The organism is Hymenobacter oligotrophus (genome assembly GCF_003574965.1).
Lineage (GTDB): Bacteria > Bacteroidota > Bacteroidia > Cytophagales > Hymenobacteraceae > Solirubrum > Solirubrum oligotrophum.
In genome coordinates, this window is record NZ_CP032317.1 from 2,874,960 (window position 1) to 2,893,385 (window position 18,426).

Genomic DNA, 18,426 nt, shown 5'->3' on the forward strand with positions numbered 1-18,426 from the left:
CTAACTTGCGGCCTTAATGAGTGGCACCACGAGGTTCACGAGCAAAGCTCACCTTTTGATAAGCTGCACGCTGCCGTTTCCTACAACTGCGCAGCCCCTGGCCGGTTCTTTCCCCGAAAGCACGGCCGCCCAATCCCCGTTTCGGCCGTCGTATTCGCCCGGTTTGCCGTTGTTCGACAGCGGCCACCGACCGGGCCCGGGGCCGATGGAATTGCTTTCTTTCGCCTCCGTTCGGTACCAATCCGCATTCGGCTGGAATAGACCCCTGATATCAGGCTCTGTTCCAGCCGAATTTGTTTTCGGCGCGCCCCGAAAGCCCGCTGTAACGCGAAAATCCGTTTGGCTCCGCCGACCTGCGGTTCGCGACGAGCCGCAGGCGAGTTCCGGAGCGTTTGGGCGGTACCCAATTGGCGCCTGCGGCGCCACGCGGAACAGATTTTCCGCGCTACTGATGCGCCCGCCGCGACTACTCAACCAAACAAGCCAATCGACCCAACTTTCCGTCTGGCTTCCCCTCTCTTTTGGAGAGGGGGCCGGGGGGTGAGGTCCTTACCATAAACCCTTTTTTCGCACAACAGAGTGGAAAACGCTAAATCGGTGAAGCTGGTGCTAGAAGACGGCACCGAAATCCAAGGACAATCGTTCGGGGCGTTTACCTCGGCCGCGGGCGAAGTGGTGTTCAGCACGGCCATGACCGGCTACCCCGAAAACCTCACCGATCCGTCCTTTGCCGGGCAGATACTGGTGCTCACCTACCCCATCGTGGGCAACTACGGCGTGCCGGGCGAGGAGCTATACGAGTCGATTTCCCGCATTTTCGAATCGGACAAGATTCACGTGGCGGGCCTGGTGGTGAACTACTACTCCGAGGAGCACAGCCACTGGCACGCCGCCAAGAGCCTGGGCGAGTGGCTGGCCGAATACAACATTCCCGGCATCTGCGGCGTGGACACGCGCATGCTCACCAAAAAGCTGCGCGAGAAGGGCGCCATGCTCGGTAAAATCGTGGCCGCAGAGGACGTGCCCCTGCACGACCCCAACCAGGACAACCTAGTAGCCCAGGTGAGCCCCGAGGGCGTGCAGCACTACGGCACGGGCAGACACAAAATCGTGCTGGTGGACTGCGGCACCAAGACCAACATCATCCGCTGCTTCCTGGAGCGCGACGTGGAGCTGATCCGCGTGCCCTGGGACTACGACTTCACCCAGCTCGACTACGACGGCCTGTTCCTGAGCAACGGCCCCGGCGACCCGAAAATGTGCACCGCCACCATCGAGCACCTGCAAAAGGCGCTGACGCAGGACAAGCCCATCTTCGGCATCTGCCTAGGCTCCCAACTCATGGGCCTGGCGGCCGGCGGCGACACCTTCAAGCTCAAGTACGGCCACCGCAGCCACAACCAGCCCGTCAAGCTCACGGGCACCCAGCGCAGCTACATCACCAGCCAGAACCACGGCTTCGCAGTGGACACGGCCACGCTGCCCGCCGACTGGGACATGCTGTTCGAGAACCTTAACGACGGCACCTGCGAAGGCATTAAGCACAAGACCAAACCCTTCTTCTCCACCCAATTCCACCCCGAAGCCGCCGGCGGCCCCCAGGACACGGAGTTTCTGTTCGACCAGTTCCTGGACGAGGTAGAGAAGTACAAGGCTGGCAAGTAGGCGAACGACCAAGCTCAGCACGACGAAAAAGAACGTCATGCTGAGCTTGTCGAAGCATCTCTACTGATAGCAATTCTTACCGTGAGAACAAAGCAGCAGAGATGCTTAAACAAGCTCAATATGAAATTTTGGATGAAATACCAGTAATCTGCTACCTTATTTTTTGTACATGAAAATCAGACATCAAACTGTGTTAAAAAAGTTGCTTAGACCATTCGATTATGCGTTTTATAGATTAGCAGAATTATTTTTTAAAAAAGATGGAAGTGAGGCAATCAGAGCTATAGGGTTGCTATCATTAATGCAGGGTCTTTATATTGGATTCTTTGTGACTATGCTCAATAGAAAGATTGCTGAATTTGAATTAATAACAAGTTTAAAATGGGGAAAAATTCTACTTGCTGCCTTAACAATCACCCTGTTTGCTGTAAATTACAAAAGATATGCCAACAACTTTTATACAATGGCTGGTATGTGGCGAGGCACGGAAAAAATATATCAAAGAAGAGTAAGAAGTATTTATATAATACTTTCTTTTCTATCATCTTTATTAATATATCTATTCGCCCTACTATAAGATTAATTAACAACATCACGAAGCTTTTAACTACTGTACTCGCATGTACGTCTACATCCTGACCAACCCTACCCAGACCGTGCTCTACATTGGCGTTACGAATGACCTTAAACGTCGCCTGTACGAGCATTGCAGCGGTCGAGGCGACGCCGGGAAGTTTACCGGACGATATCAAGTGGACTTGCTAGTGTATTTCAAAATATGCCCAGATGCGACGCAAGCCATAGCGCGAGAAAAGCTGGACGCGAGCCAAGAAAGACGCGCTGATTGCCGCGTTTAACCCAACTTGGCAGGCCATTGATTTGGAAACGTGGGCAGGGTAAAATTCATCAAGCACAACCATGTCTGAGGTAAGAATCTACAGGTCGCGAAAAGCTTTCGATAGCGAGAAACCTTTTTTGCTGTTTGATACTGAAAAAGTAAGCGCAATAAAAGTAGCGGAGTATATGGACGAAGCAAGCTCAAACAGCTATTGCTTCAAGCTAACGGTCGATGACAAAGAGTTTGCTTTCTGCTATGGCAAATCGGACAATAGAGACGAGTATTTAAGCCGTTTACTTCTGGCAATCGAAATGATTCAGGAACATAATATGCCTTTGGTAGACGTCATTATGTACTAAAAAAAACCGTAACGCAACCGTTGCCAACGAAGCGGCAGAGATGCTTCGACAAGCTCAGCATGACGTTCTGATAACTCCTTCGCCTACGGTCTTTTTGAACACCACACCCCAGAATGAACAAGCCCAACAAAGTCCTCATCCTCGGTTCCGGCGCCCTCAAAATCGGGGAGGCCGGTGAGTTCGATTACTCCGGTTCGCAGGCCCTCAAGGCGCTGAAAGAGGAAGGCATCCGCACCATCCTCATCAACCCCAACATTGCCACCGTGCAAACGTCGGACGACATTGCCGACGACGTGTACTTCCTGCCCGTGACGCCCTACTTCGTGGAGGAAGTCATCAAGAAGGAGCAGCCCGACGGCATTCTGGTGGCCTTCGGCGGCCAGACGGCTCTCAACTGCGCCGTGGCCTTGTACCGCGCCGGCGTGTTCGAGAAGTACAACGTGCGCGTGCTCGGCACGCCCGTGCAGAGCATCATCGACACCGAGGACCGCGACATCTTCAAGGAAAAGCTCGACCAGATCGGCGTGCTCACGGCCCGCAGCGAAGCCGTGACCAGCATCGAGGACGCGCTGGCAGCCGGGGAGCGGATTGGCTTCCCCATCATCGTTCGCGCCGCCTTTGCCCTAGGTGGCCTGGGCAGCGGCTTCGCCAACAACATGGACGAGCTGCGCACCCTGGCCCAAAAGGCCTTCTCCACGTCGGACCAGATTCTGGTGGAAGAGTCCTTGAAAGGCTGGAAAGAGGTGGAGTACGAAGTGGTGCGCGACCAGTTCGACAACTGCATCACCGTCTGCAACATGGAGAACTTCGACCCCATCGGTATCCACACTGGCGAGAGCATCGTGGTGGCCCCGTCGCAGACCTTGAGCAACCGCGAGTACCACAAGCTGCGCAGCATCGGCATCAAGACCATCCGCCACCTGGGCATCGTGGGCGAGTGCAACATTCAATACGCCCTCGACCCGTACTCGGAGGAATACCGCGTGATTGAGGTGAATGCCCGTTTGTCGCGCTCCTCGGCCCTGGCTTCCAAGGCCACCGGCTACCCGCTGGCTTTCGTGGCCGCCAAGCTGAGCCTGGGCTACTCGCTGGCCGAGCTGAAAAACAGCGTCACGCAGACCACCTCGGCCTTCTTCGAACCGTCGTTGGACTACCTGGTGGTGAAGCTGCCGCGCTGGGACCTAGGGAAGTTTTCGGGCGTGCAGCGCCAGATCGGCTCGGCCATGAAGAGCGTGGGCGAGGTCATGGCCATCGGCAAAACCTTCGAGGAAGCCATTCAGAAGGGTTTGCGCATGCTGGATACGGGCCGGCGCGGCTTCGTGGCCAACAAGCCCGAGTCGTTGCTCGACAACGCCAGCCTCGATACGCTGCTGAACGAGCCGAACGAGGAGCGCATCTTCGCCATCAACCAAGCCTTCGAAGCCGGCTACGACGTGGACCGCGTGTACGAGCTGACGCGCATCGACCGGTGGTTTTTGCAGCGCCTCTACGGCATCTACCAGCTGGGCCAGCAACTCAGCGCGAAGCGCAACAACGGCGGCCTCGACGCCCTCGACACCGACCTGCTGCGCCAGGCCAAGAAGTCGGGCTTTTCAGACCAGCAGCTGGCCTTCCAGCTCCTTGGCCCGGCCGAGGTGAAAGCCAACGAAATGCTGGTGCGCGCCCGCCGCAAGGCCCTAGGTGTGCTGCCCGTCATCAAGCAAATCGACACGCTGGCGGCCGAATTCCCGGCCCAGACCAACTACCTCTACCTCACCTACCACGGCACCGAAAACGACCTGGCGCCCGAAGCCGACAAGTCGGTGGTGGTGCTGGGCTCGGGCGTGTACCGCATCGGCTCGTCGGTGGAGTTTGACTGGTGCGGCGTGAATGCGGCCCAAACGGTGAACGAGGAGGGCTACAAGTCCATCATCATCAACTACAACCCCGAAACCGTCTCGACCGACTACGACGTGTCGGACCGCCTGTACTTCGAGGAGCTGTCGTACGAACGGGTGATGGACATCCTGGACTTCGAGCAGCCGCAGGGCGTGATTCTGAGCACCGGCGGGCAGATACCGAACAACATTGCCACTCGCCTGGAGCAGGCCGGCGCGCCCATCCTGGGCACCGCCGCCGCCCGCATCGACGAGGCCGAAAACCGCCACAAGTTCAGCAGCATCCTGGACGAGCTGGGCATTGCCCAACCGCGTTGGAGTGAGCTGACCACCATGGAGGCCATCTACGATTTCGTGAAGCAGGTGGGCTTCCCGGTGCTGATTCGCCCGAGCTACGTGCTGTCGGGCGCGGCCATGAACGTGGTGTCCAACGTGCAAGAGCTGCAGGAATACCTGAAGCTGGCCGTGGACGTCAGCGCCGAGTACCCGGTGGTGGTGTCGGAATTCATCCAGGAAGCCAAGGAAATCGAGCTGGACGCGGTGGCCGACAAGGGCGAAATCGTGTCGTACGCCATATCGGAGCACGTGGAGTTTGCCGGCGTGCACTCCGGCGACGCCACCATGTACTACCCGCCGCAGCGCGTGTACGTAGGCACGGTGCGCAAGCTCAAGGTCATTGCCGAAAAGATTGCCAAGCGCTTCCAGATCAGCGGGCCGTTCAACATCCAGTTCCTGGAGAAAAACCGCGAAATCCGCGTCATCGAGTGCAACCTGCGTGCCTCGCGCAGCTTCCCGTTCGTGAGCAAAGTCTCGGGCCACAACCTGATCAAGAAGGCGACGAAGGTGCTGCTGGGCGTGCCCGTGGAGCGCGACGCGAGCGAGCTGGTGTACGACTTGCCCTTCGTGGGCGTGAAGGCCTCGCAGTTCTCCTTTACCCGCCTGCAAGGCGCCGACCCGGTGCTGCGCGTGGACATGACCTCCACCGGCGAAGTGGGCTGCTTGGGCGACACGGCCGAAGAAGCGCTGCTCAAGTCGCTGCTGTCGGTGGGCTACCGTATTCCGGAGCGCTCGGTGCTGATTTCCAGCGGTCCGCTTACCTCCAAAGTGGCCCTACTGGAATCGGCGCAGGTGCTGGTGCAGAAGGGCTACACCCTCTACGCCACGCACGGCACGCACAGCTTCTTCGCCGAAAACGGCGTGCCCAGTTCCCTGGTCTACTGGCCCGACGAGCTGCAGGAGCCCAACGCCCTGACCTACCTGCGCGAGCGGAAAATTGACTTGGTCATCAACATCCCCCGGAATATGACCAAAGGCGAGCTGGACAACGACTACAAAGTACGCCGCACGGCAGTCGACTTCAACATCCCGCTCATCACCAACGCCCGCCTGGCCAAAGCCTTCATCCACGCCTTCACCACGCTGAAGCTGGAGGATTTGAGCATCAAGAGCTGGAAGGAGTTTAAGGCGGAAGCGGTAAGTGTGGAGGCGTAGTTGGCTACTGACGTTTAGATTCAGAACGTCATGCTGAGCTTGTCGAAGCATCTCTACCGCTTCGCTGGAGTTATCAGTACTGAATGAAAACAGAGCGTCATGCTGAGCGAAGCCGAAGCATCTCTACTAATAGTAACTCCTCTCGCGAGGACGACCCCGGTAGAGATGCTTCGGCAGGCTCAGCATGACGTTCTAATTTTTCTGTTGTTCTGCGTAACGTAGCCGCATGTACGTCTACATCCTGACCAACCCGACCCAAACCGTGCTCTACATCGGCGTCACCAATGATCTGGCCCGCCGCCTCTACGAGCACAGTCAGGGCCGTGGCGACGCGGGCAGGTTCACCGGGCGGTATCAGGCGGATTTACTGGTGTACTTCGAGCAGTGCCCGGATGCTACGCAGGCCATTGCGCGAGAAAAGCAGCTGAAAGGCTGGACGCGGCAGAAGAAGGACGCGCTGATTGCGGCGTTTAATCCGACGTGGCAGGCTATTGATTTGCAGTCGTGGAGTATGTAATTAAATAGAATGTAATGCAGATTTATACTCTCAAAATTTCGAACTTATGAAGTTTGCATTTGGCTTATTTCTGATCTTATTATCGTCCTATGGCGTACAGGCACAACGATTTGACTTTGCTGCTAAGGATGCAGTAAAAGTGCCTATTACCTTCTTGGCGCAGGTTAAGCAGTATATCGAGAAGCATGATGGTGTACCTATAGTGTACCTATAGTGTACCTATAGTGTACCTATAGTGAACGACAAATTCACATATATACCCGTCTTTAACGTCATGAAACGATCTGAAAAACGATTTGTAAATGGGATATACTATTTCACTCATAGTTCACATGATTCAGGTCGCCTCTTTATCCACCATAAAGGACAAATTATATTTCTGAGAAATGATAACACGTCTAACATCTTAACAGACTATAGTAGCTATTTAAAGAAATATGCGCCTTCTGAAAATACCCGAATAGCTTATTTATCAGCTATTGCAGCATTTATGAAGTTCCGCTCAGAAGACCAGCGATTGTTGATCAAAAGTGGCGCATTGGAAACAGTGAATTAAGATTTCAATGAAGCGGTAGAGATACTTCGACAAGCTCAGCATGACGGCCTGACGGTCTTTTCCGTCTGCCCTTCTGAAACACTATAGAACACCACATGAACAAATTCACCTCGTTCGCCGACGTACCGGATTACAAAGCCCTGCTGTAACAGGCGCGGGAGATAAAGCAGAACCCCTTCGGCTACCAGCACCTAGGCCGGAACAAGACCGTTGATCCGGTTTTCTTCAACCCCATTCCACCAAGGCGGATTGCAGACCGTGCGTCCGACTTTACCCCACACAGTTACTTCTCGCACAGAGAAGAAAGCCAAGCATTAGCAAAGAGAATTACGTCTTCGGTTCGGGCCTTGGCCGCCGCGCCCTAGGTGAAATGAATACCCACGCGCGAAAACAAGCGGGGCCACCGAACTCACGTTCGGTGGCCCCGCAATTGTTACTGATGCCCTAGGTCGTCTGGCTTCCTTCTGTGCGCTGCCGCGCACGGAGCGAGGCAGCGCCTAGGTGCAAATGCTCTACAGCGGATCAGCCGTTACCTTGAATTTGGAGTCGGCGCGCATGGTGATGTCTTGGGTTACGGCGGCACGCACGCGGGCTTCGGTAGTGAGAGTATACGAAGCGGCTTTGATGTATTTGTCGAGCTTGGCGCCGCTGGGCTGCAAATCGAGGGTGCGTACGCCGCGCGGAATGGAGCTTAGCGAAGCCAGCGGCACGCGGTCGTTCTGGTCGGTGCTGATGTAAATGGTGATGCTTTCGAGGAAATCGAAGTTAGCCGTGTTGGGGTCGGTGATGGTGAGCGTAAGCTTGGTAAGGCTCACGTCCTTCACGAGGTCGGCGCGGGTGTCTTCGTTGCGAAAACGGTCTTCGGATTTGGTAGTAACCGAAACGGGCGCCACCGGAATAACTGACCCGAAGGGCAGGTTGCTACCCGCTACCCGGATGTTCTGCGAGTCTTCGATGGTGAAGGTGAGAATTTTGTCGAGTTTTTTGCAGGCAACGGCCGTGAGCATGGCCACAGCAGCCAGCAAGAAAAGTACTTTATTCATGTAGTTGGCTTTTGTCGGGTTTACGGAAATCGGCAGCACAAAGATTTGCTACCCGGCCCATTCGTGCGAAAGAAAGCGTTGCAACAGCAGTAACAACAGGGCGCTGTTGCCAGCTACGCTAAGCACCAGGGCCACTTGCCGCACCCGCCGGTGCGGACTAGCCGTGGCCAGCACACCTATTGCCGCGAGGCCCAGCAACAAGTAAGCCAACAGCGTGCGCACGTGGCCGTACGAGCGAAACAAAATCAGCCAGCAAACTTCGGCCGCCAGCCACACCCACAGCAGTTGTTTGTAGCTGAAACGCACCTGACCGAGCACCCAGCTGAGCAGCACCGCAAAAAACGGGGTGGCAAACACATAGCGGCTCAGGCTGGCAACGGTACCGCCTTTGGTAGACACCGTAATGGCAGCTACGCCTGCTAAGTAGGCCAGGCTAAACACCACAGCAAACGGCAACGACACCGCTTTGCCGGGCCGCAACAGCAAATAGCCGAGGTAGCTGGCGCAGGCAATGCCCACCAGCAAAGCCAGCGACTCGTAGCGCGTCATCATGTCGCCGCCCCAGCTGGCCAGGGGCCAGGCCGGCACCTGCAGCCGGATGTTCCAGCCTTGGCGCTGGGCTTGGGCAAACGCCAACCAAATGCCGGTGTCGCGGTAGTGCATCCACAGGCTGATGAGCATGCCTGCGCCCGAGGCCAGCGCGCCACCTAGGGCTTGCCGCCACACCAGCTGGTTTTCTTGCCGGCGCAGCAACCAAGCCGCCAGCAACAGCGCCGGCACAAACAAAAACGCTACCGAGCGCGTGCAGCTGCACAGCAGCAAGCCTGCCCAGGCCAACGGCGCCTGCTGCTGCCGCCAGCCAATGAGCGCAGCCGTACCGGCCACAAAAAACAGCGCCTCGCTGTAGGGCACGGCCATAAAAAACATGGAGGGCGCCGACAGCGCCAGCAACTGCTGCGCTAGCGTAAAGCGCCACGCCCGGGCCAAAGCCGCAAACGCCAGCACAAACAGCCCTAGGTTAAGCACGCCGATGCCCACGGCAGCCAGTCCCGTGGCGCGCCAAAGCAGCGGAAAGGCCGGAAAGAAAGCCGTCCGAATCAGGTCGTAGCCGTGGTTGCGGATGAACACGTAGTGCTCGGCATCCCACTCTTGCAGCCCGCGTTCAGTAATGGGCCTTGCCCCTAGATATGGGAGCACCACCACCGCCAGCAGCACCATGATAGCCGCGTACAAAGCAGGCACCAGCAGGTATTGCCCAAAGCTGTTCGGCTTGCCCCAGCCGGCAGCGGTCTGCACGGGGCTGATAATAGCACCGGACGCTGTGGCAACAGCGTCCGGCACGTGTGATTGCGACATACTATGTACTCCGGGTTAATCCATCATATCGGCCGGCTTGGGGCCGGCGTGCGGGTAATTGGGGTTCCAGCTCATGGGGTAGCCGGTGTCTTCGTACTGCAGGGCCGTTTCGGTGAGGTACAGCGGGCGGAACGTGTCGACCATTACGGCCAGCTCGTGGGTTTCCTTTTTGCCGATGCTGGCCTCCACGGTACCGGGGTGCGGGCCGTGCGGCAAGCCCGAAGGGTGCAAGGTAAACGAAGCCAGATCGACGCCGCGGCGCGACATGAAGTTGCCGGCTACGTAGTACAGCACTTCGTCGGAGTCGACGTTGCTGTGGTTGTAGGGCGCCGGAATGGCCTCGGGGTGGTAGTCGAACAAGCGCGGCACGAACGAGCAGATTACGAAGTTGTGCGCCTCGAAATGCTGGTGCACGGGTGGCGGCTGGTGAATGCGGCCCGTAATCGGCTCGAAATCGTGGATGCTCGTGGCATACGGGAAGAAGTAGCCGTCCCAGCCCACCACGTCGAAGGGCGTGTGGGCGTAAATGAGCTCGTGCAGGGCGCCGTCGCGCTTTACCAGCACGCGGTACTCGCCGCGGTCGTCGTCTTCCGTCACTAGCTCGTGCGGCGGCCGAATGTCCCGCTCGCAATAGGGCGAGTGCTCGAGCAGCTGCCCAAAGTGGTTGCGGTAGCGGCGGCAGGTTTCCACGGGGCTAAACGACTCGATGATGAGCAGGCGAACCGGGCCTTCTTCGAAGTGAAACTGGTGGATGATGGTGCGCGGAATCACCACATAGTCGCCGGGCTCGAACGCCACTTTGCCCAGCTGGCTCCACAGCTCGCCGCGGCCTTCGTGCACGAAGATGACCTCGTCGGCCAGCGCGTTTTTGTAGTAGTAGTCCATACGCGCCTGCGAGGGGTTGCAGATGCTCAGGGCCACATCAGCATTTGCCAGCAGGGTTTGGCGGGCGCCTAGGTAGTCGGTACCGGTGCTGGTTTGAGGCAGCGTGCGCAGGTGCGTAGGCTGCAGCGGCCGGTCTTTCAGCAGCTTGGGGCTGAAGGGCTGCGGCTCGCCCACACGCTTAATCTGGGTAGGCGGGTTTTTGTGGTACAGCAGCGACGACAAGCCCGAGAAGCCCAGCGTGCCCACCAACTGCTCGGAGTAGAGCGAGCCATCGGGCTGGCGAAACTGGGTATGGCGCTTGCGCGGAATCTGACCTAGGCGGGTGTAATACGGCATAAGCAGACAAAGAAACGGGGTGGGAATACGAGCGGAATCGGTAGCCGTGAAGGTACGAAAAAGCCCCGCCGGCCGATGAGCAGCTCCCGGTTTCGGCCCCAGTCCAAGCCTCATTGCCTGGCTTGCCGGCGCAAGCTGCTGCCCCAACCCTAGGTGTCGCTGCCCAACACAGTGCCCCGGGGCCGCCAAATCGATTGGCACTTAGCAGCCCGCAGCTGCTTACTCGGTTGGTTGCTTTAGGGCCAGCCGGGTGTTGCCGTCGTGCAGGGCGCGCAGGGCCTGCTGCAGCTCCAGGTCTTGGTCGCGCATTACGGCGTAGTAGGTGTCCTTGCCGTAGGCGCTGCGCGCTATCAGGGCTTTTAGCTGCGCGCGCAGGGCGGCGCTGCTGCGGCGCAGGCTGGCGGCATCGGCACGTACGCCGTCTTGGGCGCCGCGCGCGGCCAGGGCTTGCAGCTGCACGTCGCTTACTTCAAACGTGCGCGCAAACTGCTGAAACGTCATTTGCTCCAGCTCGGGGCGGTGCTGTTGGTACAGGTTCAGGGCAAACTCGCGCACCACGTTGGCCGCTTGCAGGCGGGCGTAGTAGCGGTTGTTCACCACGGTGTCGCGCGGCACAAATAAATCGGGCATGATGCCGCCGCCGCCGTACACGGTGCGGCCGTGCGAGGTGCGGAAGCGCAGTTCGGGCGCAAAATGCACGCTATCGGCATGAAAGGCCTCGCCGCGAGCGTAACGCTCCTGCAATTCGCGGTCGTAGGCGGCCACGCCGTTGCGGTAGGGCTTTTGGATGGAACGCCCCGAGGGCGTGTAGTAGCGCGCAATGGTGAGGCGCAGCTCGGAGCCGTCGTTGAGGCTAATAGGCTGCTGCACCAGGCCTTTGCCAAAGGTGCGGCGGCCCACCAGCAGGGCGCGGTCGTGGTCTTGCAAGGCGCCGGCCAATACCTCCGAGGCCGAGGCCGAACCTTCGTCAACGAGCACCACCAGCTGGCCCTCTTCAAACTCGCCCAGCACCCGCGAAAACGTTTGGCTGTCGTACTGGTCGCCTTTGCCGTCGGTGTACACGATTTTGCGCGTGCCGGCAATAAACTCGTCGGCTACTTTGGTGGCGCGGTCGAGGTAGCCGCCGGGGTTGCCGCGCAAGTCGAGCACCAGCTTCTCCATGCCCTCGCGCCGCAGCCTACCTAGGGCCGCCTTAAACTCATCGTAGGTGCCGGCGGCAAAGCGGCTGATTTTGATGTAGCCCGTTTGCCCGTCCATCAGGTAAGCCACATCCACCGAGCTGTTGGGGATGCGGTTGCGCGTGAGGGCCATCATCAGGGGGCGCGTTTGGCCGCGGCGCAGCAGCAGCAGGCGCACGGTGCTGCCGCGCGGCCCGCGCAGGCGGGCAAACACTTGGTCGGTGGTGTAATGCTGGCCCGATACGTTTTGGCCGTCTACGGCCAAAATTCGGTCGCCGGGCTGCATGCCCGCTTGCTCGGCCGGGCCGCCGCTCAGCGGGGCCACCACCGTGGCTGTGTCGCGAAACAGATTGAACTCCACCCCAATGCCGTCGTAATCGCTCTGCAAAAACGCGGCGGCTTGCTGCTGCTCCTTGGCCGGCAGGTAAGTAGAGTGCGGGTCGAGGCGCTCGAGCAGGCGCTTGATGGCGTAGTCCGACAGCTCCTCGGCGTTGACGGAATCGACGTACTCGCGGTCGACGTAGCTCAGGATTTCCTTGAACTTGAGGTAACCGCGCGCCGTGGCGTCGGGGTTTTGCTCCGAAGGCCGAAACGGATTGGCGCCCAGCAGCACCCCGCAAGCCAGCGCCGCGGCCAACAGCAGCGGCTGCCGCCAGCGCGCCCACGCGCTCCGCACACGCGCCGCCCCAACGGGCCGCGGTGCTTCAGGCTTCGAAGCAGCTTTCATCTGTCAGAGGGGCGAGTAAATGTGAGCGATAAGCAGCGGGTAAGCGAACGGATACTACTCAAAAATACAACAGATGCGGCAGCTAACTCATCACTATTTGGAGCACATGGTAATTTTCCGTTAAAAACACAGGTTTTTATATTTTTAATTCTAATGGCGGATTTCGCGGCTGTGTGGGCTTAAATACCGCTTATCGGCCACTGAGCCGACCTAGCCGCATTTTCCCGAAACTGTACTTATCGAACGCACTTTGCCCGCTGCGGTATTCGGCCTAGCTTAGTCAGTGATGGTTTCCGGCCCGTTAGCGGCGTTTTTTGGCGCTTGGTGGCTTGTGCGTATCCCTGTTAATTGCAATCCTACGGTGAGGCTGACACCCGTTTCCGTATCCTTGGTGTTTCTGGCCTTGAGCGGCTGCGAAAAGCGCGAAGGCTCCACGCTGGTAGAGGGCTAGGTGGTGGACAAGTACACGGGCCGGGGCGTGCCGCACGCCCTGGTGCAGGTGCTGGCGCAGGGCGGCAGCGGGCTGGCCGGCGGGAGCCGCTTCACTAGAAAACCGTTGCCTACCCGCCCCTTGTTGACACCACCGACGTTGAAATACAGTTTTAACCGCCGCCCGCTTGCTCCTGGCCCCTCTGTTGCGCGTTGGTACTTAGGGCTGGGGCGGGCGCAGCGCCTAGGTGCCCACAGCAACTTAGGCGGGCGGCACCCTATTGCCAGCTAGCTGCCGTATCTTTGCGGGGGCAGCGCCACCTAGGCGCGGCCGGTTTTTCGCTCGTTCCCAAGCACTTTATGGCCCGCCTTCTTGCCATCGATTACGGCCACAAGCGCGTGGGCCTGGCCGTAACCGACCCGCTGCAGCTTATTGCCACGCCGCTCGACACGATTCACAGCCAGGACTTGTTCGCCTTCGTGAAGAAGTACCACCAGCAGGAGCAGCTGGCGGGCATCGTGATTGGCATGCCGCGCACGCTGCTCAACGAAGCCACCGACGCTACCCCGGCCGTGGTGGGCGTGGTGCGCAAGCTGCGCCGCGAGCTGCCCGAGGTGCCCGTACACGAAGTAGACGAGCGGTTTACCTCGCGCATGGCGCACCAGGCCATGCTGGCCGGCGGCCTGGGCCAAAAAGCCCGCCGCGACAAAGCCCTGGTCGACCGCGTCAGCGCCACCATTATTCTGCAATCTTTTCTTGACTCTCGCCCCGTATGATTTACCCCATCGTGGCCTACGGCGACCCGGTGCTGAAAGCCCGCGCCAAGGACATTCCGGCCGATTTTTCGGCGGAGGAGCTGCAAAAGCTCATCGCCGATATGTACGAAACCATGTACTACGCCCACGGCGTGGGCCTGGCGGCGCCGCAAATCGGCAAAAGCGTGCGCCTGTTTGTAATTGACTCGGAACCGATGGTGGACGACGAGGACGACGACGCGCCCGCCGAAACCGGCGTGAAGCGCGTTTTCATCAACCCCGTCATGGTTAAGGAAAGCGGCGAGGAATGGCCTTTCGAAGAAGGCTGCCTGAGCATCCCCGGCGTGCGCGAACGGGTGTTCCGCAAGCCCGACATCATCATTCGTTACGAAGACGAAAACCGCCAGGTGCACGAAGAAGGCTTTTCGGGCATGACGGCGCGCGTCATTCAGCACGAGTACGACCACCTCGAGGGCGTGCTGTTCACCGATAAAATTTCGGCGTTCAAAAAGCAGCTCATCAAAAACAAGCTCACGCGCATTGCCAAAGGCGAGGCCAAAGCCGATTACCGCATGCGCTTTGCCGGCCAGCGCGGCCGCTAGTTTCCTAGGTCCGATTCGGTTTGAAACGCCCGGCCATGCCGGGCGTTTTTGCGTTCTTTGGGGTCGGAATTAGTGCTTTATCTGGCTGCGTATGCTACTTCGGCGCGCTTTGTTATTCTTGCTGATTGTGGTGCTGTGGCTGCTGCCACCGCGGCCCGAAACGCACGCTTGGGGCTTTTTCGCGCACCGCAGCATCAACCGGCTGGCCGTGTTTACGCTGCCGCCCGAAATGATCGGTTTCTACAAAAGCCGCATCGAGTACCTCACGGTGCAGGCCACGCGGCCCGACTCGCGCCGCACCGTGGTAGCCGGCGAAGCCCCCAGGCACTTCATCGACCTGGACGTGTACGGCGACTCGGCCGCCTACAAGCTGCCCCGCTCCTACGCCGATGCCGTAGCCCGCTTCGGCGAAGACTCGCTATTGCGCCACGGCATTGTGCCCTGGCACGTGGTGCGCATGAAGGGCCAACTCACCGAAGCCTTCCGCACTCGCGACGCCGAGCGCATTATCAGCCTCTCGGCCGACCTAGGGCACTACCTCGCCGATGCCTGCGTGCCCCTGCACACCACCCGCAACTACAACGGCCAGCTTACCAACCAGCGCGGTATTCACGGGCTGTGGGAGTCGCGGCTGCCCGAGCTGCTGGCCACCAACTACGACTTTTTCACCGGCCCGGCGCCCTACCTGGAGTACCCCACCGGCACCATTTGGGCCACGGTAGCCCGCTCCCACGCCGCCGTCGACTCGGTGTTGCGGTTTGAAAGCGAGCTGACGCGCCAGCTGCCCGCCGACCGCAAGTACAGCTACGAAGAGCGCAACGGCCGCACCACGCGGGTGTACTCGCAGGAGTTTAGCCGCGCCTACCACCAGCGCCTGAGTGGGCAAGTAGAGCGGCAAATGCGCCTAGCCGTGCGCTTAACGGGTGCGTTTTGGTACACCTGCTGGGTTGATGCCGGCCAGCCCGACCTAAACCACCTGCCGCGCCTCACCGAGGCCCAAATGCGCCAGCTGGCTCTGCAAGCCCAGCAAGAACAAGCCGCGCCCGCCGCCGACACCTACGGCCACACCGATTGAGCCCGGCCCGCGTGCCCTAGGTGCGCCTGCCCCCGGCCACCGGGCAGCTTGGTTCTCACAACGCCTCCGTGACGTGCAGCCGGTCGAGGTCGAGCACCACGTTGCCGTCGGCCTCAATGTCGTAGGCGCGCACGAAGCGGCGGTTCCACTGCACCTCGTCGAACCGGTACGAATTGCGGGCATGCACCTCCTGCGCAAACGTGTCGTCGTAGCCTTTGATGAGGATAAGCACTTCGGTGAAGCGGGCGGCCCAATCGGCGGGGCCCAGGCCGTGCAGCGGGCTCTCGGGCGTGATGTCGTGCACGAGCGTCCAGTTCAGCGGAAAAAACTGTACCTCGTTGCGTTCCAGCTCGAGGGCGCGGTACTGGCGGTTGCCGTCGGGGTCGGTAAACTGCACCATTACACGGGCCCGCAGTTCCACAAGGGTGCTGTGGTAGAGGTTGGCAATCCGAAACTGCAGGCAGGGCGTGCCATCGGGGCGGCGCGAAATAATGGCTGTTTGGCTGAACAGGATGCGGGCCCGCGGGCGCGAAAACCGCCCGTACAGCAAGCCCGTGGCCAAAGCAGCAATCAGCAAGCCCACCAAAGCCTCGAAGCTGGCCAGCAGGTTGGCGCCCACGCCCGTGGGAGCCACGGCGCCGTAGCCTACGGTAGTAAAGGTTTGGGTGCTGAAGAAAAATGCGTGCAGCAGGTCGCCGGCCGCGGTGCCGTCGCGCTCGATACCGCGCAGGTGCTCTACCCCGATAAGCCAATAACCCAAAGCAAACAGCCCGTTTACGAGCAGCAGCGCCAGCAGCAGCCACGCCAGAAATGCCCCCCACGACATGCGCACCAGCGTTTGGTACACCTCGTGGGTGTGCATACGCCCGCGGCGGCGCACGTTAAACGAGCCGTCGTGGTTGATGGCCCGCACCGTGGGGCGGCCAAATTTTACGCCCAGGCCGGGGTCGGGCGATGCCCCTGACCCGAAGCGGCAGCGCGGCGGTTGGTCGACAACATAATGGCCAAAAGGTAATACCAAACCCGCAGCTACCACCTAGGCACACAGCCGTCTTATTGCCGACCTTTGCTCGGCGGCTCCGTCCGTAGGTGCTCGGCGCGGCACTTGTCCCCACTTGCTTCCGGTTGCATGAAAAGCCTGCTCACCATTGCCCTGCTCTGCGTTTCAAACCTGTTCATGACGTTTGCCTGGTACGGGCACTTGTACTTCAAGAAGCTGCCGTGGTTTGCTAAAACCGGCATTGCGGGCGTGGTGCTGATAAGCTGGGGCCTGGCCTTTTTCGAGTACGTGTTTCAGGTGCCGGCCAACCGCATCGGCTTCGAGGCCAACGGCGGCCCCTACAACCTGTTTCAGCTGAAGGTAATTCAGGAAGTGGTGTCGCTTACGGTGTTCACCTTGTGCGCCGTGTACGTGTTCAAATCCGATAAGCTGGCCTGGAACCACCTCGTAGGATTTGCGCTGCTGGTGGCGGCCGTGTATGTTATTTTTAAGAAGTGGTAAGCTAATTTGGCAGCCATTTTAGCCGCTAAGTTGGTTTGCATGCGAAAGTGTTTACTTGTTCTATCCTTGAGTTTGGGCGCCCGGTTGGTTTTGGGCCAAAGCCCGTTGTTTCAGCCCGGCTATATCGTGCGCGCCGACGCACCTGCCGACACGGTGCGCGGCTACGTGGATGTTTACCGCGCTACCACCCGCTTGGGCTACATCCGCTTTCAGGCCACGCCCGAAGCGCCCATTGAGAAGCTGCGCGCCCGGTACCTGCTGGCCGCCGGCACAGCCGATATGCGCCAAGCATTCCGGAGCAAGCAGTTAAGCAACGACAGCGTACGCCTGCTGGAGGTAATTGCCAGCGGGCCGCTCTCGCTATACACGGGTTATGTAGCCAACTCGCCGGCCGATTACCTGCTGGGCGAAGCCAACCAACCTTTGCTGCCGCTCACGCGGCCTCAGTTTCTGCCGGTGCTGCAAGGCGTGGTGGCTAATTGCGCTACCCTAAACCTGCGCGACCGGCGCCGGGCCCGGCTCCAGTACAGTCGCGAGCCACTTGGCAAGGTAGTAGATGAGTACAACCGTTGCGTCGCGCCGAGGACGTCGCGCTATTACCCCGGCTCCGGGCTCCTGCGCCCACGCTTGAGTATCCAGGCAGGTTTGCAACGCAACCTCATGTGGTACGAAGAAAAAGGTCGGCTTTTTGGCAACCAGCGTGCCGAAACCGTTAGTTATATTGTAGGAGCAGGTGCCGTACTGCCTTTGCACAGCAACCTTCACGGCGTAGTAGAGGCTCAGTACATTCGGCCGGCCGCTGTTATTCAAGTGCGCGAGCGGCCTGGCGCCATGGCCAACTACTACCAGCGCACCCTCGATCTGAAAGTTCACGCGCTCCAGCTGCCGCTGCTGCTGCGCTTGCAGCCCGGCCGGCCCGAGCGCCGTTTCCACGGGTATGCCGAAGGCGGTGGCGGAGTATTCTTGGTGCTGAGCCGGCGGGCCCGCATTACAGATACCCCTGAGGTTTCGACTGACCGCCCTTACGCGTACGATTTGCCCATGCGAAATAACGGATTTATGATCCGGGCCGGGGCCGGTGTCAACCACCGCAGTAGCTGGGGCACTCTGGGGTTGGGGGCCCATTGGCAAAATAATTACATCGGCAGCACCCTTATCAGTGGATATGGCTTGAAGCAAACCAGCGTGGTGCTAACGTACAGCCGATAGCTGGCCGACAAGGCTTCCTGGGTGCC

Annotated in this window: 18 protein-coding genes; 13 read left to right on the forward strand and 5 right to left on the reverse strand. The window is 59.4% G+C overall.

Annotation, left to right across the window (positions count from 1 at the left end):
* Window positions 1-579: 579 nt before the first annotated feature.
* The 8 genes from carA (at window position 580) to D3Y59_RS18355 (ending at window position 7,303) form a co-directional block, all read left to right on the forward strand.
* On the forward strand, window positions 580-1,665 hold the full coding sequence (carA, locus tag D3Y59_RS12315) for a glutamine-hydrolyzing carbamoyl-phosphate synthase small subunit (RefSeq protein WP_119445323.1): 1,086 nt from the start codon (window positions 580-582) through the stop codon (window positions 1,663-1,665).
* Between the two features lie 169 nt (window positions 1,666-1,834).
* A complete protein-coding gene (locus tag D3Y59_RS18345; protein ID WP_162910744.1) occupies window positions 1,835-2,242 on the forward strand; it encodes a hypothetical protein in 408 nt (135 codons plus the stop codon).
* Window positions 2,243-2,285: 43 nt separating this feature from the next.
* Window positions 2,286-2,522 carry a GIY-YIG nuclease family protein gene (locus tag D3Y59_RS12320; protein WP_317127408.1) on the forward strand — a complete coding sequence of 79 codons (237 nt, stop codon included), beginning with the start codon at window positions 2,286-2,288 and terminating at the stop codon, window positions 2,520-2,522.
* A 61-nt stretch (window positions 2,523-2,583) separates the two neighbouring features.
* Window positions 2,584-2,862, forward strand: a complete 279-nt coding sequence (locus D3Y59_RS12325) for a hypothetical protein (RefSeq protein WP_119445324.1) — start codon at window positions 2,584-2,586, stop codon at window positions 2,860-2,862.
* Between the two features lie 113 nt (window positions 2,863-2,975).
* Window positions 2,976-6,230 carry a carbamoyl-phosphate synthase (glutamine-hydrolyzing) large subunit gene (gene carB / locus D3Y59_RS12330; RefSeq protein WP_119445325.1) on the forward strand — a complete coding sequence of 1,085 codons (3,255 nt, stop codon included), beginning with the start codon at window positions 2,976-2,978 and terminating at the stop codon, window positions 6,228-6,230.
* A 226-nt stretch (window positions 6,231-6,456) separates the two neighbouring features.
* The gene (locus D3Y59_RS12335; RefSeq protein WP_119445326.1) at window positions 6,457-6,747 is read left to right on the forward strand and encodes a GIY-YIG nuclease family protein; all 291 of its coding nucleotides are present in this window, start codon (window positions 6,457-6,459) and stop codon (window positions 6,745-6,747) included.
* A 46-nt stretch (window positions 6,748-6,793) separates the two neighbouring features.
* Window positions 6,794-6,961 (forward strand): hypothetical protein, encoded by a 168-nt coding sequence (locus tag D3Y59_RS18350; RefSeq protein ID WP_162910745.1) that lies wholly within the window; start codon window positions 6,794-6,796, stop codon window positions 6,959-6,961.
* A 60-nt stretch (window positions 6,962-7,021) separates the two neighbouring features.
* Window positions 7,022-7,303, forward strand: coding sequence for a hypothetical protein (locus D3Y59_RS18355; protein WP_162910746.1), 282 nt, complete (start codon window positions 7,022-7,024; stop codon window positions 7,301-7,303).
* A 512-nt stretch (window positions 7,304-7,815) separates the two neighbouring features.
* On the opposite strand, the gene D3Y59_RS12340 is transcribed toward D3Y59_RS18355, so the two are convergent.
* From D3Y59_RS12340 to D3Y59_RS12355, 4 genes are all read right to left on the reverse strand, one after another.
* Window positions 7,816-8,346, reverse strand: a complete 531-nt coding sequence (locus tag D3Y59_RS12340) for a hypothetical protein (protein WP_162910747.1) — start codon at window positions 8,344-8,346, stop codon at window positions 7,816-7,818.
* 48 nt (window positions 8,347-8,394) lie between these two features.
* Entirely contained in the window at window positions 8,395-9,642 is a 1,248-nt protein-coding gene (locus D3Y59_RS12345) for a hypothetical protein (protein WP_162910748.1), read from the reverse strand.
* Window positions 9,643-9,717: 75 nt separating this feature from the next.
* Window positions 9,718-10,923: a homogentisate 1,2-dioxygenase gene (locus tag D3Y59_RS12350; protein WP_119445329.1), complete on the reverse strand. Its 1,206-nt coding sequence runs from the start codon at window positions 10,921-10,923 to the stop codon at window positions 9,718-9,720.
* 219 nt (window positions 10,924-11,142) lie between these two features.
* The gene (locus tag D3Y59_RS12355; RefSeq protein ID WP_119445330.1) at window positions 11,143-12,828 is read right to left on the reverse strand and encodes a S41 family peptidase; all 1,686 of its coding nucleotides are present in this window, start codon (window positions 12,826-12,828) and stop codon (window positions 11,143-11,145) included.
* A gap of 789 nt (window positions 12,829-13,617) precedes the next feature.
* Between D3Y59_RS12355 and ruvX the strand changes: the two genes are divergently transcribed.
* The 3 genes from ruvX (at window position 13,618) to D3Y59_RS12370 (ending at window position 15,690) form a co-directional block, all read left to right on the forward strand.
* Window positions 13,618-14,034: a Holliday junction resolvase RuvX gene (ruvX, locus tag D3Y59_RS12360; protein WP_119446454.1), complete on the forward strand. Its 417-nt coding sequence runs from the start codon at window positions 13,618-13,620 to the stop codon at window positions 14,032-14,034.
* Window positions 14,031-14,615: a peptide deformylase gene (def, locus tag D3Y59_RS12365; RefSeq protein WP_119445331.1), complete on the forward strand. Its 585-nt coding sequence runs from the start codon at window positions 14,031-14,033 to the stop codon at window positions 14,613-14,615. Before ruvX ends, def begins: the two co-directional genes overlap by 4 nt.
* Window positions 14,616-14,706: 91 nt before the next feature.
* Window positions 14,707-15,690 carry a zinc dependent phospholipase C family protein gene (locus tag D3Y59_RS12370; protein WP_119445332.1) on the forward strand — a complete coding sequence of 328 codons (984 nt, stop codon included), beginning with the start codon at window positions 14,707-14,709 and terminating at the stop codon, window positions 15,688-15,690.
* Between the two features lie 55 nt (window positions 15,691-15,745).
* Here the strand turns inward: D3Y59_RS12370 and D3Y59_RS12375 are convergent, their stop codons facing one another.
* The gene (locus D3Y59_RS12375) at window positions 15,746-16,711 is read right to left on the reverse strand and encodes an ion channel (RefSeq protein ID WP_119445333.1); all 966 of its coding nucleotides are present in this window, start codon (window positions 16,709-16,711) and stop codon (window positions 15,746-15,748) included.
* Between the two features lie 108 nt (window positions 16,712-16,819).
* Here D3Y59_RS12375 and D3Y59_RS12380 point away from each other — a divergent pair, with 108 nt between their 5' ends.
* Together D3Y59_RS12380 and D3Y59_RS12385 are read left to right on the forward strand one after the other, a co-directional pair.
* Window positions 16,820-17,191, forward strand: coding sequence for a DMT family protein (locus D3Y59_RS12380; RefSeq protein ID WP_119445334.1), 372 nt, complete (start codon window positions 16,820-16,822; stop codon window positions 17,189-17,191).
* A 66-nt stretch (window positions 17,192-17,257) separates the two neighbouring features.
* Window positions 17,258-18,400, forward strand: a complete 1,143-nt coding sequence (locus D3Y59_RS12385) for a hypothetical protein (RefSeq protein ID WP_162910749.1) — start codon at window positions 17,258-17,260, stop codon at window positions 18,398-18,400.
* Window positions 18,401-18,426 lie beyond the last annotated feature (26 nt).